At 68.2% G+C, this 15,988-nt stretch carries 11 protein-coding genes; 3 read left to right on the top strand and 8 right to left on the bottom strand.

The features are described from left to right. Window positions 1-5: 5 nt before the first annotated feature. Genes KIT86_RS13465 through purL form a run of 3 tightly spaced genes read right to left on the bottom strand, consistent with a single transcriptional unit; the run spans window position 6 to window position 5,136 of the window. Complete coding sequence (locus tag KIT86_RS13465; RefSeq protein ID WP_297399160.1) at window positions 6-839, bottom strand: phytanoyl-CoA dioxygenase family protein; 834 nt, start codon at window positions 837-839, stop codon at window positions 6-8. A gap of 3 nt (window positions 840-842) precedes the next feature. Beyond that, the gene (locus tag KIT86_RS13470) at window positions 843-1,115 is read right to left on the bottom strand and encodes a DUF2164 domain-containing protein (protein ID WP_297399162.1); all 273 of its coding nucleotides are present in this window, start codon (window positions 1,113-1,115) and stop codon (window positions 843-845) included. Between the two features lie 10 nt (window positions 1,116-1,125). Then, window positions 1,126-5,136: a phosphoribosylformylglycinamidine synthase gene (purL, locus tag KIT86_RS13475; RefSeq protein WP_297399164.1), complete on the bottom strand. Its 4,011-nt coding sequence runs from the start codon at window positions 5,134-5,136 to the stop codon at window positions 1,126-1,128. 126 nt (window positions 5,137-5,262) lie between these two features. On the opposite strand from purL, the gene map reads away from it, so the two are divergent. Continuing rightward, entirely contained in the window at window positions 5,263-6,087 is an 825-nt protein-coding gene (gene map / locus KIT86_RS13480; RefSeq protein ID WP_297399166.1) for a type I methionyl aminopeptidase, read from the top strand. A 4-nt stretch (window positions 6,088-6,091) separates the two neighbouring features. After that, window positions 6,092-8,779 carry a [protein-PII] uridylyltransferase gene (locus KIT86_RS13485; protein WP_297399180.1) on the top strand — a complete coding sequence of 896 codons (2,688 nt, stop codon included), beginning with the start codon at window positions 6,092-6,094 and terminating at the stop codon, window positions 8,777-8,779. Window positions 8,780-8,854: 75 nt separating this feature from the next. Here KIT86_RS13485 and KIT86_RS13490 read toward each other — a convergent pair whose 3' ends face one another. From KIT86_RS13490 to KIT86_RS13510, 5 genes are all read right to left on the bottom strand, one after another. Further along, window positions 8,855-12,019: an efflux RND transporter permease subunit gene (locus KIT86_RS13490; protein ID WP_297399168.1), complete on the bottom strand. Its 3,165-nt coding sequence runs from the start codon at window positions 12,017-12,019 to the stop codon at window positions 8,855-8,857. A gap of 10 nt (window positions 12,020-12,029) precedes the next feature. Then, window positions 12,030-13,151 carry an efflux RND transporter periplasmic adaptor subunit gene (locus KIT86_RS13495; RefSeq protein ID WP_297399170.1) on the bottom strand — a complete coding sequence of 374 codons (1,122 nt, stop codon included), beginning with the start codon at window positions 13,149-13,151 and terminating at the stop codon, window positions 12,030-12,032. Beyond that, a complete protein-coding gene (locus tag KIT86_RS13500) occupies window positions 13,148-14,578 on the bottom strand; it encodes an efflux transporter outer membrane subunit (protein WP_297399172.1) in 1,431 nt (476 codons plus the stop codon). Before KIT86_RS13500 ends, KIT86_RS13495 begins: the two co-directional genes overlap by 4 nt. 119 nt (window positions 14,579-14,697) lie before the next feature. Then, the gene (gene def, locus KIT86_RS13505; RefSeq protein ID WP_297399174.1) at window positions 14,698-15,237 is read right to left on the bottom strand and encodes a peptide deformylase; all 540 of its coding nucleotides are present in this window, start codon (window positions 15,235-15,237) and stop codon (window positions 14,698-14,700) included. Between the two features lie 208 nt (window positions 15,238-15,445). Then, window positions 15,446-15,700 carry a hypothetical protein gene (locus tag KIT86_RS13510; protein ID WP_297399176.1) on the bottom strand — a complete coding sequence of 85 codons (255 nt, stop codon included), beginning with the start codon at window positions 15,698-15,700 and terminating at the stop codon, window positions 15,446-15,448. Here KIT86_RS13510 and KIT86_RS13515 point away from each other — a divergent pair. Beyond that, a partial coding sequence (locus KIT86_RS13515) for a hypothetical protein (protein WP_297399178.1) occupies window positions 15,699-15,988 on the top strand: 290 nt, incomplete at its 3' end. The genes KIT86_RS13510 and KIT86_RS13515 overlap by 2 nt on opposite strands.

Genomic DNA, 15,988 nt, shown 5'->3' on the forward strand with positions numbered 1-15,988 from the left:
CCCTTTCAGGAGTGGGGGTGGTCGGTGGAAGGCCAGACGGGCGGGAACAGGGGGTCGTCGAGCTCGGCGCCATCGGCCATGCGCTCGGCCAGGCCGGGAAAGGGCGGCGAGGTGCGCCAGGGTCGGGGCGCGTGCCGCGCATCTTCGCCCAGGTAGCGGGCAGAGAACACGCGCCGGCGCTGGCCCGGGCCCACACCGCTGGAGGCATGCAGGGCCAGCATGTGGAAGGCCACGCAGTCGCCGGGCTCCAGAGCCCAGGCCAGTTGCTGGAAGCGCTCGGGCTCGGCGTCGATGGCCGGCAGTTCGGCCAGCGTGCCTTCAGGGAACCAGCGGGCCTGCTGGTCGCGGAAGGTGCGCGGCATGTACCAGGTGCCGGCATGCGAACCCGCCACGAAACGCAGCGTGCTGGCCAGGGGCACCGGGTCCACGGGGATCCAGAAGCTCACGTTCTGGCGACCGCTGACGTTGTAGTACGGCTGATCCTGGTGCCAGGGCGTGGGCTGGCGCGTGCCCGGCTCCTTGACCAGCAGATGGTCGTGGTAGAGCCGCGCGGTGCGGCTTTGCATGAGCTGGGCGGCGATGTGCGGCAAGGCAGAGTCGCGCAGGATGCGCTGGTACGAGGGGTTGTCCTGCCAGGTGCAGAAGTCCTCGACGAAACGCCCCGGGTCGTCGGGCTCGCTCGCCACCAGGGCCAGCGGACTCAGATTCGCCAGGTTGTGCTCGATGCCGCTTTCAAGCAGGGCCAGCTCGCCCGGGTTGAAGACGCCTCGCAGCACCACGGCGCCCTGGGTGGCGAAATCGGTGGCCGTGCCTTCAGGCAGAAAGAACTCGCGCGCCATGCATCATCTCCCTTTGCCGGTCTTCTCACGCTTGCGCCAGTAGGTGAAAGCGTCTTCGTGCACTTCGATGTCGAGCTCGGCCACGCGCGCCTGCAGGCGCTCCTGAACGTCGGCCACGGCCTGGTTGTACACCGCGGGCGCGATCTCTTCCAGAAAGAAGCCCAGCAGGCCACCGGCGGCGATGTTGCCGATGCGCTCGTCCATGTTCGCGTCAAAGTAGCGCTGGATCGAGGCGATCGCCTCGTCGCGGGTGGCTTTGGGCAGTTCGATGGCCATGCGCGTGCGGTCAGCCGACCCACTTGCGCGCGTTGCGCCACAGGCGCATCCACGCACTGAAGGCGGCCGGGTCCTGGTCGGTCCAGCTCATCTGGATGTTGCGGAACACGCGTTCGGGGTGCGGCATCATGGCAGTGAAGCGCCCGTCCGCCGTGGTCACTGCCGTCAGGCCGCCCGGGCTGCCGTTGGGATTGAACGGGTAGGCCTCGGTGGCCGCGCCGCTGTGGTCGGTGAAGCGCATCGCGGCGATGGCCTTGCTGGCGTCTCCCCGGTGGCGGAAATTGGCGTAGCCCTCGCCATGCGCGACCGCGATGGGCAGGCGGCTGCCCGCCATGCCCTGCATGAACAGGCTGGGCGATTCCAGCACCTCGACGAGCGACAAGCGCGCCTCAAAGCGCTCGCTCTGGTTGGTGGTGAAGCGAGGCCAGGCCTCGGCGCCCGGGATGATGTCGGCCAGCTCGGCAAACATCTGGCAGCCGTTGCACACGCCCAGGCCGAAGGTGTCGCTGCGCCCGAAGAAGGCCTGGAACTGATCGGACAGAGCGGAGTTGAAGGTGATGCTGCGCGCCCAGCCAATGCCTGCACCCAGCGTGTCCCCGTAGCTGAAGCCGCCGCAGGCCACCACGCCCTTGAAGTCGGCCAGCCTCGCGCGGCCGGCCTGCAGGTCGGTCATGTGCACGTCGAAGGCCTCGAAGCCGGCCTGGGTGAAGGCATAGGCCATCTCCACGTGCGAGTTCACCCCCTGCTCGCGCAGGATGGCGACCTTGGGCCGGGCGAGGTTGAGGAAGGGAGCGGCCACGTTGTCGCTGGCGTCGAACGTCAGTTTCGTGTGCAGGCCGGGATCGTCGGGTCTGCCGGCTGCCGCGTGCTCGGCATCGGCACCCGCCGGGTTGTCGCGCTGCTGGTTGATCTTCCAGCTCACGCTGTCCCAGACCTGTTGCAGATCGAACAGACTGGCCGAGAACACGGCCTTGGTGTCGCGCCAGACCTGCAGCTGGCCCTTGCCGGCGTCCATGGCGGACGAGGCCGGGCGGGTCTTGCCCACGAAGTGGCTGTGCTTGGACAGGCCGTGCTCGCGCAGGGTCTGCATCACGGCGTTGCGGTCTTCGGTGCGCACCTGCAGCAGCACGCCCAGCTCTTCGCTGAACAAGGCCTTGAGGGTGAGTTCCTCGCGGCGCGCGCTGACCTGGCCGGCCCAGTTCTTGGCGTCGCCCACCTCGGCGCGGCTGTCGCTGATGCCGTCGCCCTCGGTCACGAGCAGGTCGACGTTGAGCGCCACACCCACGTGGCCGGCGAAGGCCATTTCGGCAGCAGCCGCCAGCAGGCCGCCGTCGCTGCGGTCGTGGTAGGCCAGGATCTGGCCGTGGGCCCGCAACGCGTTCACCGCGTTGACGAGGTTCACCAGGTCCTTGGCATCGTCCAGATCGGGCACCTCGCCACCGCCCTGCCCCAACACCTGGGCCAGCACGCTGCCGCCCATGCGGTGGCGGCCCTTGCCGAGGTCGATCAGGACCAGCGTGGTGTCCTCCAGCGCGTTGTTCAGTTGCGGCGTGAGCGTGCCTCGCACGTCGGCCAGTGTGGCAAAGGCGCTGACGATCAGGCTGACCGGCGAGGTCACCTTCTTCGTCTCGCCGCCTTCGGTCCATTGGGTGCGCATGGACAGGCTGTCCTTGCCCACCGGGATGGAAATGCCCAGCGCCGGGCAGAGTTCGAGGCCCACGGCCTTGACGGTGTCGTACAGCGCGGCGTCCTCACCCGGCTCGCCGCAGGCGGCCATCCAGTTGGCGGAGAGCTTCACGCGCGGCAGTTCGATGGGCGCGGCCAACAGGTTGGTGATGGCCTCGGCCACCGCCATGCGGCCAGAGGCCGCGGCATCGAGCGCGGCCAGCGGGGTGCGCTCGCCCATGCTCATGGCTTCGCCGGCGAAACCCTTGAAGTCGGCCAGCGTGACGGCGCAGTCCGCCACCGGCACTTGCCAGGGCCCGACCATCTGGTCGCGGTGGCTCAGGCCGCCCACGGTGCGGTCGCCGATGGTGATGAGAAAGCGCTTGGAGGCCACCGTCGGGTGGCTGAGCACGTCGATCACGGCCTGCTGCAGGTTCACCCCTGTGAGGTCCAGCGGCGCGGGCGTGCGCGCCACGGTCTTCACGTCCCGGTGCATCTTGGGCGGCTTGCCCAGCAGCACGTTCATGGGCATGTCCACGGGGCTGGGCTGCCCTTCGTCGGCCAGCACCAGCTGGCGCTCTTCGGTCGCCACGCCGATCACCGCGAAGGGGCAGCGCTCGCGCTCGCAGAACGACTTGAAGAGGGGCAGCGATTCGGGTGCAATCGCCAGCACGTACCGTTCCTGGCTCTCGTTGCACCAGATTTCCTTGGGCGCCAGGCCGCTTTCTTCCAGCGGCACGGCACGCAGATCGAAGCGCGCACCGCGCCCGGCGTCGTTGGTGAGTTCGGGGAAGGCGTTCGAGAGGCCGCCTGCGCCCACGTCGTGGATCGCCAGGATGGGGTTGTTCGCGCCCTGCTGCCAGCAGTGGTTGATGACCTCCTGGGCGCGGCGCTCGATCTCGGGGTTGCCGCGCTGGACCGAGTCGAAGTCCAGCGAGGCGGCATTGGTGCCGCTGGCCATGGAGCTGGCCGCGCTGCCGCCCATGCCGATCTTCATGCCCGGGCCGCCGAGCTGGATGAGCAGGGAGCCGGCCGGGAATTCGATCTTTTTCGTCTGGATGGCGTCGATCACGCCGACACCGCCCGCGATCATGATGGGCTTGTGGTAGCCGCGCTGCACGCCGTCCACCGCCAGTTCGTACTCGCGAAAATAGCCCAGCAGATTGGGCCGGCCGAACTCGTTGTTGAAGGCCGCGCCACCCAGGGGGCCCTCGGTCATGATCTGCAGGGGGCTGGCAATGTGCTCGGGCTTGCCGCCTGGCTGGTCGGAAAGGCCGCCCCAGAGCTTGCCGACGGTGAAGCCCGTCAGACCGGCCTTGGGCTTGGACCCGCGACCGGTGGCCCCCTCGTCGCGGATCTCCCCGCCCGCGCCGGTGGATGCGCCGGGGAAGGGGGAAATGGCGGTCGGGTGGTTGTGCGTTTCCACCTTCATCAGCACATGGTGCGTGGCGGTTTCGGTGGCGTAGGCCGGGGCTTGGTCACCGCCGGCGCGCGCCACGAAGCGCTCGACCACGCTGCCTTCCATGATGGAGGCGTTGTCCGAATAGGCCACCACGGTGTGCTGCGGGGCCAGTTGGTGGGTGTGGCGGATCATGCCGAACAGGCTCTTGTCCTGTGCGACGCCGTCGATGGTGAACTGCGCGTTGAAGATCTTGTGCCGGCAGTGCTCGCTGTTGGCCTGCGCGAACATCATCAGTTCGACATCGGTCGGGTTGCGCTTGAGGCCATGGAAGGCGTTGACGAGGTAGTCGATCTCGTCGTCGGCCAAGGCCAGGCCCCAGTCGGCGTTGGCGCGCTCCAGCGCCGAGCGGCCACCCCCGAGCACATCCACCTGTTCCATGGGCGCGGGGTGCAGTTCCGTGAACAGGGCCTGCGCCTGGCTGCGGTCGAGCGAGACGTTTTCGGTCATGCGGTCGTGCAGCAGATCGGCCACGGCGCGCAATTGCGCTTCGGACAGGCTGCCCTTCTTGCCCAGCAGACCCGACTTGAGGCCCACGCGGTACTCGACCAGGCGCTCGACCCGGTGCAGGCTCAGGCCGCAGTTGTGGGCGATGTCGGTCGCCTTGGATGCCCAGGGAGAAACCGTGCCCAGGCGCGGCATCACCAGCAAGGCCGGCGCGCCGGCCGCCTCCAGCTCGGCGTGCGCCGGGGTGGCGGGCTCGCCGTAGGCGAGCAACTCGCCCAGGCGCTGCAGCGTGGCCTCGCCAGGCTCGCCATCGAAGCTCGCCAGGTGCACGAAGCGGGCCGAGAGGCCGTTGATCTTGTCGGAAATGCCCGCGAGACGGGGCAGGAGCTGCTGGACTTTGAAGTCGCTGACGGCGTTGCCGCCTTCAAAAAAGCGCAGGTGCAGGGACACGTTGGGAGCCTGAGGTGCGTTGACCCGGTGGACCGGGTGGAAAACCCGGGATTTTACCCGGCCGCCCCCATGGCCTTGCCTGTCCAGGGGCCCTCCACACAGGGCCAGATGGGATAATCGCGTCCCATGAGCATCACCTACAAAGACGAAGCCGGCATCGCGGGCATGCGCACGGCCTGCCGCCTGGCCTCCGAAGTGCTGGACTACCTCACGCCGCTGATCCAGCCGGGCGTCACCACGCTGGAGATCGACCGCTTGGCGGCCGAGTACATGAAGCAGCAGGGCACCGTCTCGGCCACCATCGGCTACCAGCCCAGCGGCTACCCGCCCTACCCGGGCCACCTTTGCACGTCCATCAACCACGTGGTCTGCCACGGCATCCCGAACGAGAAGCCGCTCAAGAAGGGCGACATCCTCAACGTGGATGTCACCGTGATCAAGGACGGCTGGTTCGGCGACAACAGCCGCATGTTCCTGATCGGCGGCGAGGCCGCCTGCTCGGTGCAGGCGCGCCGCCTCTGCCAGGTGACTTACGAGGCCATGTGGAAAGGCATCGTGATGGTGCGACCGGGCATCCGCCTGGGCGACATCGGCCACGCCATCCAGACCTTCGCCGAGGGCAACGGCTTCTCGGTGGTGCGCGAGTTCTGCGGCCACGGCATCGGCCAGCGCTTCCACGAAGACCCCCAGGTGCTGCACTACGGCCGCCCCGGGACGCTGGACGAGCTCCGGCCCGGCATGACTTTCACCATCGAGCCCATGATCAACGCCGGCAAGCGCGACATCAAGGAGATGGGCGATGGCTGGACCATCGTCACGCGCGACCGCTCGCTCTCGGCCCAGTGGGAGCACACCGTGCTGGTCACCGAGACCGGCTACGAGGTGCTTACCCTCTCGGCCGGCAGCCTGCCCGCGCCTGCCTTCGTGACACCGGCTCCCGCCCTTGCCTGAGACCATGGCGCCCGCGCCGGTGCCCGCCGCGCCCGACCTCGGCACCCTGCGGCAGCAGTACCGCAACGACAAGGCCGCCCTCCTCGACCAGTTGGGCGTGCAGGGCTCGTCCACCCGCGGTGTCCGCAAGGCCCTTCAGCAACTCTCCCGCCTCACCGACCAGACCTTGCGCGAGCTTTGGTCCCTCGCGGGATTCGCGCCGGGCTTTTCGCTCGTCGCCGTGGGTGGTTTCGGGCGCGGCGAGCTCTTTCCACATTCGGACGTGGACGTGCTGGTGCTGCTGCCCGATGGCAGCCGCCCTGACCACGACGACGCGCTCAAGACCCGGCTGGAGGGCTTCATCGGCGCCTGCTGGGACCTGGGTCTGGAGATCGGCTCCAGCGTGCGCACCATCGCCGACTGCGTGGACGAGGCCGCGAAAGACGTGACGGTGCAGACCTCGCTGCTCGAATGCCGGCTCATCGCGGGCAGCAAGAACGCCTTCACCGCCCTGGTGAACCAATTGGCCGAGGCCATGGACCCCAAGGCCTTCTTCGTGGCCAAGACGCTGGAGATGCGCCAGCGCCACACCAAGTTCGAGAACACGCCCTACTCCCTGGAGCCCAACTGCAAGGAGTCGCCCGGTGGCCTGCGCGACCTCCAGATCATCCTGTGGGTGGCCAAGGCGGCCGGCCTGGGCCGCAGCTGGGACGAGCTCGCCCGAAAGGGCCTGGCCACGCCCCTGGAGGCGCGGCAGATCAAAGCCAACGAGGCCTTGCTCAGCCTGATCCGCGCGCGCCTGCATCTTCTGGCCCACCGCCGCGAAGACCGGCTGGTGTTCGACCTGCAGAACGCGGTGGCCGAGTCCTTCGGCTTCAAGGCCCAGGTGCCTGCCGGCCTGGCCAGCACCGCCAAAGGCACGCGCCGCGCCAGCGAGGCGCTGATGAAGCGCTACTACTGGGCGGCCAAGGCCGTCACCCAGCTCAACCAGATCCTGCTGCTCAACATCCAGGAACGCCTGCAGAGCGACGTGGCCGGCGTGGACCGGCTGCGCCCGCTCAACGAGCGCTTTTTCGACAAGGGGGGCATGCTGGAGGTGGCCAGCGACAACCTGTACGTGCAGCAGCCGCACGCCATCCTGGAAACCTTCCACCTCTACCAGACGACGGTGGGCATCAAGGGCCTGTCGGCGCGCACCCTGCGCGCGCTGTACAACGCCCGCCCGGTGATGAACGCGCGCTTTCGTGCGGACCCGGTCAACCGCGCGCAGTTCCTGCAGATCCTCAAGGAGCCCGAGGGCATCACGCATGCGATGCGGCTGATGAACCAGACCTCGGTGCTGGGGCGCTACCTCTGGGTGTTCCGCCATATCGTGGGGCAGATGCAGCACGACCTGTTCCACGTCTACACGGTGGACCAGCACATCCTGATGGTGCTGCGCAACGTGCGCCGCTTCTTCATTGCCGAACACTCCCACGAATACCCTTTCTGCTCTCAGCTGGCCGCCGGCTGGGACAAGCCCTGGATCCTCTATATCGCGGCGCTTTTTCACGACATCGCCAAAGGCCGGGGCGGCGACCACTCCGACCTGGGCGCGCGCGACGTGCGCACGTTCTGCCGCCAGCACGGCATCGACCGGGAAGACACCAAGCTGATCCAGTACCTGGTGGCCGAGCACCTCACCATGAGCCGCATGGCGCAGAAAGAGGACCTGAGCGATCCCGACGTGATCGCCGCCTTCGCCAAGCGCGTGGGCAACGAGCGCTACCTCACCGCGCTGTACCTGCTCACGGTGGCCGACATCCGCGGGACCAGTCCCAAGGTGTGGAACGCCTGGAAGGGCAAGCTGCTGGAAGACCTGTACCGCTACACGCTGCGCGCCCTCGGCGGCCGCGCCCCCGACCCAGGCGCGGTGATCGAAGGCCGCAAGCGCGAGGCGCTGTCCATGCTGGCGCTGCACGCCCTGCCCCACCAGGCGCACAAGGCGCTGTGGGACACGCTGGACGTGAGCTACTTCATGCGCCACCAGGCCGACGAGATCGCCTGGCACACGCGGGTGCTGTCGCGCCCGATCGCGCAGGCCTCGGCCAAACCGGTTGCGAAGACCGACGACGGAACGCAAGCACCGATCGACAAGTGCATCGTGCGTGCGCGCATCTCGCCCGAAGGCGAAGGCCTGCAGGTGCTCGTGTACGCGCCCGACCAGCCCGATCTGTTCGTGCGCATCTGCGGTTACTTCGACAGCTCGCACTTCAGCATTCTGGACGCGCGCGTGCACACCACGCTGACCGGCCACGCGCTGGACACCTTCCAGGTGGTGGCGCCCACCATGTCGGAGCATTACCGAGAGCTCATTGCGATGGTGGAGAACAACCTGGCGCAGACGATCGACGAGCGGGGCCCGTTGCCCGCGCCGACCAAGGGCCGGCTCTCGCGCCGCGTGAAGAGCTTTCCCATCACACCCCGGGTGGACCTTCGGCCGGACGAGAAAGCGCAGCGCTGGCTGCTGTCGGTTTCGGCAAGCGACCGTGCGGGTCTGCTCTACGGCATCACGCGGGTGCTGGCGCGCTACGACATCAACGTGCAGCTGGCCAAGGTGACGACGTTGGGGGAGCGGGTGGAAGACACCTTCCTGATCAGCGGCGCGCAGTTGCAGATGAACAAGCGTCAGATCGAGATCGAGACCGAGCTTCTGGAGACGCTGGAGGGCTGAGTGGGCCGGCTCGCTGCGGGGGCGGTGGCCGGCCCCGAGCAAGTGCCGCGCCGCCGCCCTTCTGCCCCTGATCGACTAGGTGCGCAAGGCCCCCGGCTGCGCAGGGTCCTGCCCATGGGCTGGGGGCTGGCGCCGGAACAAGCCGGCGAACCACAGCGACACATCGTCGACGATGGTGAACACCGCTGGAATCACCAGCAGGCTCAGGAAGGTGGACGTGATCAGGCCGCCGATGACCGCCACCGCCATCGGTGAACGGAAACTGCCATCGGCCGCCCCCCAGCCAATGGCGATCGGCAGCATGCCCGCGCCCATGGCGATGGTTGTCATCACGATCGGCCGCGCACGCTTGTGGCAGGCATCCAGAATCGCGTCGAGCCGGCTCATTCCGTGCTCGCGCCGCGCCTCGATGGCGTATTCCACCAGCAGGATGGAGTTCTTCGTCGCCACGCCCATGAGCATGATCAGGCCGATCAGCGAGGGCATGGAGAAGCTCTTGTTGGCCACCAACAGGGCCACGAAAGCACCGCCCAGCGACAGTGGCAGCGCCGCCAGAATGGTCACTGGATGCAGGAAGGCTTTGAACAGCAGCACCAGCACGATGTAGATGCAGAGCACACCGGTCAGCATGGCCAGGGCAAAGCTGGCGAACAGCTCGCCCTGCACCTCGGCGTCGCCGATCTCCAGCACCGACACGCCCGGTGGCAGGTTGCGCAGGCTGGGCAGCTTGTCCACCGCCGCCTTCATGTCACCGAGCGCGATGCCGGCGAGCTCGACCTCGAAGTTGATGTTGCGCGCGCGGTCGTAGCGGTCGATCACCGCCGGGCCGCCCCCGAAGTCCAGCTGGGCCACCTGCCCGAGCATCACCGGGCCCTTGCTGCCCGGGACCGCAAGGCGGTTGAGCACCTCCAGGTCGTGCCGCGCGCCCACGTCGAGCTTGACCACAATCGGAATTTGCCGCTCAGGCAGGTTCATCTTGGGCAAGGCGTTGTCGTAGTCGCCCACCGTGGCGATGCGCAGCGTCTCGGCAATGGCCGAGCTCGTGACGCCGAGCTCGGCGGCGCGCGCGAGGTCGGGCGTGACGATGATCTCCGTGCGCACCAGCGCCGCCGTGGACTGGATGCTGCCCACCCCCGGGATGGTGCGCAGGTCGCGCTCGATGGCCCGCGCCGCGGTGCTCAGCGCATAAGCGTCGCTGCCGGTGAGCGTGAGGACGTATTTCTCTCCCGAGCCACCCAGACCCACCTTGCTGCGCACGCCGGGCAGGTTCGACATCGCATCGCGCAGCTGGTTCTCGATGCCCTGCTTGCGCGGCCGTTCGCCACGCGGGTCGAGCTGGATGGTCAACGCGGCCTTGCGCGACTCGGCAGCACCCTGCGGCGCGAAAGGGTCCGTGCCGGCCGTGCCCGAGCCGATGGTGGTGTAGACCGAGCGCACGTGCGGAACCGCCGCCACCAGCGTGCGCGCGCGCTCGGCGGTGGCAATGGTCTGCTCCAGCGTCGCACCGGGTGAGAGCTCCAGGAAGACCTGCGTCTGCGAGTTGTCGTCGGGCGGGATGAAGCCCTGTGGCAGCAGCGGTATCAGCAGCAGCGAGCCGATGAGGAACAGGAACGCGCCCAGGCTGGTGATCCAGCGGTGGCGGATGCACCAGCGCGCCCAGTCCTGGTATTTGTTGAGCCAGCCCGGCTCTTCCTGGTTGTGGCCCCAGCGCCAGGCGGCGGCGGTGAGCGGGTTGGACGCCGCCCAGCGCGGCATCTCCCGCGACACGAAGGGTTTCAGAATGTAGGCCGCCATCATCGGGGTGAGCGCGCGCGCCACCACCAGCGAAGCGAACACCGCGAGCGCGGCGGTCCAGCCGAACTGCTTGAAGAACTTGCCCGGGATGCCGGCCATGAAGGCCGTGGGCAGAAACACCGCGATCAGCGTGAAGGTGGTGGCGATCACCGCCAGGCCGATCTCGTCCGCCGCTTCCATGGCCGCCTGGTAGGGCGTCTTGCCCATGCGCATGTGGCGCACGATGTTCTCCACCTCCACGATGGCGTCGTCCACCAGAATGCCGATCACCAGCGAGAGCGCCAGCAAGGTCACCACGTTGATGGTGAACCCCATGTAGTACATGCCGATGAAGGCCGGTATGGCCGACAACGGCAGCGCCACCGCCGAGACGATGGTCGCGCGGATGTCGCGCAGGAAGAGCCACACCACCAGCACGGCCAGGATGGCGCCCTCGTACAGCAGCGTCATCGAGGCATCGAACTCCTCTTTCACGGGCGTCACGAAGTCGAACGATTCGGTGATCTTGAGGTCCGGCCGCGCCGTCTGCAGTTCCTTGAGGCGCGCACGCACGCCGTCGCCCACCTCGATCTCGCTTGCGCCCCGGCTGCGGGCGACCTCGAAGCCCACCACCGGCTTGCCATCCAGGAAGGCCGCCGCGGTCGGGTCGGCCACGGTATCGCGCACCTCGGCGATCTGGTCCAGGCGGATGCGGCGCCCATCGCTGAGCGAGATTTCCATCCGTGAGAGCGCCTCGGCCGAGGCCAGCTGCGACAAGGTGCGCAGCGGCTGCTGGCTGCCGCCCAGGTCCACCCGCCCGCCAGCGCTTTCGATCTGCACGCGCGCGAGCTGGCGCGACACGTCGGTGGCCGTGGTGCCCAGCGACTGCAGCTTGAGCGGGTCGAGCAGCACCTGCACCTCGCGGTCCACGCCGCCCACGCGGCTGACGGCGCCCACGCCGTTCACCGACAACAGCTGCTTGGACACGTCGTTGTCGACGAACCAGGAGAGGGCCTCGGCGTCCATCTTGTCGGAAGACACCGTGTAGGCCAGCACCGCGCCGCCCGCGATCTCCACCTTGTTGACGATGGGATCGCGCAGGTCGGTGGGCAGCTCGCTGCGGACCTTGGCCACCGCCGAGCGCACGTCGTCAAGCGCCTCCTGGGTGTTCTTCTCGATGCGGAACTCCACCGTCAGCGAAACCGTGCCGTCCTGCACCTTGGTGTAGATGTGTTTCAAGCCCTGCAGAGAGGCCAGGCTGTTCTCGATGATGCGCGCGACGTCGTTCTCGAGCTGGTTGGGCGAGGCGCCCGGCAGCGATGCCACGACGGTGATGGTGGGCAGGTCCAGGTCGGGGAAGTTCTGCACCTTCATCTGCTTGAAGGAGAACAGACCCGCCAGCGTGAGCATGACGAACAGCATCGCCGCCGGGATGGGATTCTTGATGGACCAGGCGGAAACGTTCATGACCGCGCCCTCACTGAACGACTTTGACCAGGTCGGCTTCGTTCAGGAAGCCCGCGCCCTGCACCGCCACCGCCTCGTCCTGCTGCAGGCCTTCGAGCACCTCGACGCGCTCCTCCACCCGCCGCCCGGTTTGCACCTTGCGCTGGTTGGCCTTGTTTTGCGCATCGATCACGAACACATAGTTGCTGCCGTCGCGCACCACGATGGCCTGGCTGGGCACGGTGAGCGCCTCGCTCTGCCCGAGGTCAAAACTGCCTTTGGCGAAGGTGCCGGCCTTGAGCTCGGCGTGGCGCGGCAAATCCACGAAGACCAGGATGTTGCGCGTCTGCGGGTCGGCGCTGGGCGCGATGGCGCGCACCTGACCGCTGATCTCCAGGCCGGTGGCCGCCGTCACCAGCACCTTCTGGCCGATGCGCACCCGGCCCACCTCGCTGGGCGTGACCTCCCCGCGCCACTCCATGCGGCTCTGGCGCACCATGCGGAACAACTCCTGCCCGGCGCCCACGACGGCACCCACGGTGGCGGTGCGCGCGGAGATCACGCCATCGTCCGGGGCGAGCACGCGGGTGTTGCCCAGGCGCACCTCGGTCGCGCCGAACGCGGCCTTGGCGGCCTCGAACTGCGCGCGGGCCACGCGTTCCTGCGTGAGGTACTGCGCCACCTGGGACTTGGACAGCGCTCCGGTGTCCTGGATCGAGCGCGCGCGGTCGGCGTCGGCCTTGGCGTTCTCGAAGCTGGCCTCGGCCTGCGCCAGGCTGGCCTGGCTCTGCAGGCTGTCGGCCTTGGTGGTTTCGCTGGCGAACACAGCCAGCACCTGGCCCTTGCGCACCACATCGCCGACGTTCACGTTCACCGAGGCCAGGCGCAGGCCGTTGACCTCGGCACCCACGCTGGCTTCCTGCCAGGCGGTGATGTTGCCGTTGGCCTGCAGGCGGATGGGCAGCTTGCTGCGCGTCGGTTGGGCCACGGTGACGGTGAGCGACGGCCGCGGCTGGGCCTGCTCCGCTGGCGTGGGCGCCTCGGCGTCGCCCGACTTCTTGATGAAGACCCAGAACACGCCCAGAAGGACGGCGGCCAGGACAATGACCAGCCAAAGCCAGCGTTTGCGCGAATGCGGAGGAACGGCGTTCATGATGGGTCTTTGAGAGCGTCGGGGTTGTTCACGGGGTCGAAGCCGCCGCCGAGGGCGACGTACAACTGGATCCAGGCGTTGATGCGTTCCTGCTGCAGGGCCACGGCGCTGCTGTCGGCCGCGAGCTTGAGGCGGCGCGCCTCCTCCAGTTCGTTCAGGCTGGCCAGGCCCACGCGGTAGCGCGCCTCGGTGGCCTGGAACGACTGGCCGTAGCCGGCCACGGCGGTATCGGTGGACGCCACGCGCTCGCGCAGGCTGGCGATGCTCACCAATGCCTGCTCCACCTCGGCCACCGCCTGGCGCAACGTGCCTGCGTAGGCGATGGCAGCGGCCTCGTAGCGCGCCTCGGCGCTGTCGGTGCTGGCGCGCAGGGCAGCGCGCCCGAGCAGCGGCAGGCTCAGCGTCAGGGGGCCGACCGACCAGGTGTTGAAGGTGCCTTCGTTGCCGCCGCCCGAGAAGCGGTTGCGCAGCAAGCTGCCTGAGAGCGACAGGCTGGGCAGCAGGGCGGCGCGCGCCACGCCCACCTCTTCGCTCGCGGCCACCAGGTCGCGCTGGGCGCGGTACACGTCGGGCCGCTGGCGGATCACCTCCGCCGGCACGGCGCTCACGGAAAGAAGCTGGTCCATGCGCGGGGACCGCAGGAGCGCCTGAAGCTCGGGCGCCGCGGTCAGCCGCTCTCGCACATCGGGCTCGGGCACGCCCGTCAGCGCGGTGAGCGACTTCACCTGGCGTTCGCAGGTTTCGTTCTGCTGCCGGTAGCGCGCGGCGCCCTCGGCACCGCTGGCGCGCGCCAGCGCGGCCACGGCCGGTGCCGTGAGGCCGGCACGCTCGGAGACCGCGTTGTTCTCGGCCGTCACGGCGCGCGAGTCGCGGTCGCGCGCGGCCACCGCCAACTGCTCGCGGCACAGACGATGGGCGAAGTAAAGCTGCGCAAGCTCCGAGGCCACGAGCACGCGGGCCTGGTGCCACCCGGCCCCGGCCGCTTCCTGTTGCGCCTCGGCACTGCCGCGCCGGGCGTCGTTGCCGCCCCACAGGTCGATCGCCCACGAGGCCTGGAGACCGGCGTTGAGCGTGGTGCCCAGCGGCATGGTCGGGTCGGTGCGGCCCCGGCTGGCGTTGGCCACCGCGTTGAGCTGCGGGCCGGTCTCGGCCTCAACCCCCAGGCGCGCCGCGCGGGCGGCATACACCTGCGCGCGCGCCGACGCGACGGAAGGGCTCTGGGCCTGTGCCCTCGCCACCCAGTCGGTCAGGACCGGGTCGTCGAACCGGCTCCACCAGGCGGTCAGCTGTTGGGTGCTGCCCTGGTGGGCCAGAGGCGGCGCATACCAGGTGGGAGGCAGTTCCACCTGCATGTTGGAGGGCGGCTTGGTCACGCTGCAGGCGCTCAGCACGGCCGCGCTGGCCACCACGACAAGCATTCGCTTCATGGAAAGGGAGTCCCTGTTCGGTTGTTATTCCGGGGACCGACTCTAGTCGATTTCCCTCGCCGGACATTTCAATACATTTCAACCGCGCCGCGTTTTGTAACGGCGCCCTGGCCCGGCCTTCAGTCGTCTTCGGCAGCCGCCAGGCCAGGAAACAGCACCTCCGTGAAACCGAAGCGGCGCAAGTCGCGCATGCGCATCGGGTAGAGCGTGCCCCAGAGGTGGTCGCATTCGTGCTGCACCACGCGCGCGTGGAAGCCCTCGGCCTGGCGGTCCATCGGCTGGCCCTGCAAGTCGAAGCCCTGGTACCGGATGCGGCGCCAGCGTGGCACCACCCCGCGCATGCCCGGCACCGACAGGCAGCCCTCCCAGTCTTCCTCCTCGTCGTCCCCCAAGGGCGTGATCACGGGGTTGATCAGCACCGTGCGCGGCACCGCAGGCGCATCCGGGTATCGGGGGTTGGGCTGTCCACTGCCAAACAGCACCACCTGCAGGTCGACCCCGATCTGCGGCGCCGCCAGACCGGCACCGTGGGCCGCGGCCATGGTGTCCTGCAGGTCAATGACGAGCTGGCGCAGCTCGGGGGTGTCGAACGCCGTGACGGGCTGGGCCTGCCGCAGCAGGCGCGGATCCCCCATTTTGAGGATGGTCTGGATGCTCATGTCGCTTCGATGTGGAATGAAGGGTGGAAATAGGTGAGGTGCGGGCCGTGTCAAAAGTCGCGGGATAGGGTGATTTCTTTCGGCGCCGCGAATTCGATCCATTGGAATGCCACGGAATGGCAATTGGAATTAAAGAGGGATGACCCCGCCGAATAAAGTTTTCATTTCGCGCCGCAATACAACTTTCCCTTCGTAAAAGGGCTTCTGGTCAATACAAACAACGGAAGCCGCATCTCATCTCCAGCGGCTTGGACGCCCTGCTGCGCATGGCCGTCGCCGGGCCTAGACTGGTTGCGGGAGCCGACCATTCGAGCCGGGCGGCCGCACCGGAAATGGAATTCGTTGCGGAACAAAACGCACTCATGTTGTTTGCCGCCCCGCCGATGAATGGCCGGCAACCGCCCTCGGAATTGGCCGAAGGTGTCTGCGCAGGCATTTGTTTCTTTACCAGGAGGATATCCATGAAAAGGATTATCGATCGTTCTCAAGGCCCGGCTCGGGCGGGCTTGACCGCGTTCGCTGCGGCCCTGCTGCTGCTTGGCGGGTGCTCCGGCACCGGCTCACTCAACACCGCCGGCGATGGCACGGCCGCGTCCTCGGGTGGCGGTGGCGGTGGCGGTGGGGGCACCAGCGGCTCACCCCTTGCCGCAGTGGTGCGCGAGCAAGGCAACACGGTCACCGACCTGGGCCAGACCGCCTCCAGCCTCGGCGGCACGCTGTCCAAGGTGGTGCAACCTGTGGTGGGCGATGC

The sequence above is a fragment of the Hydrogenophaga sp. genome (assembly GCF_026125825.1).
In the GTDB taxonomy this organism is placed as follows: domain Bacteria; phylum Pseudomonadota; class Gammaproteobacteria; order Burkholderiales; family Burkholderiaceae_C; genus Hydrogenophaga.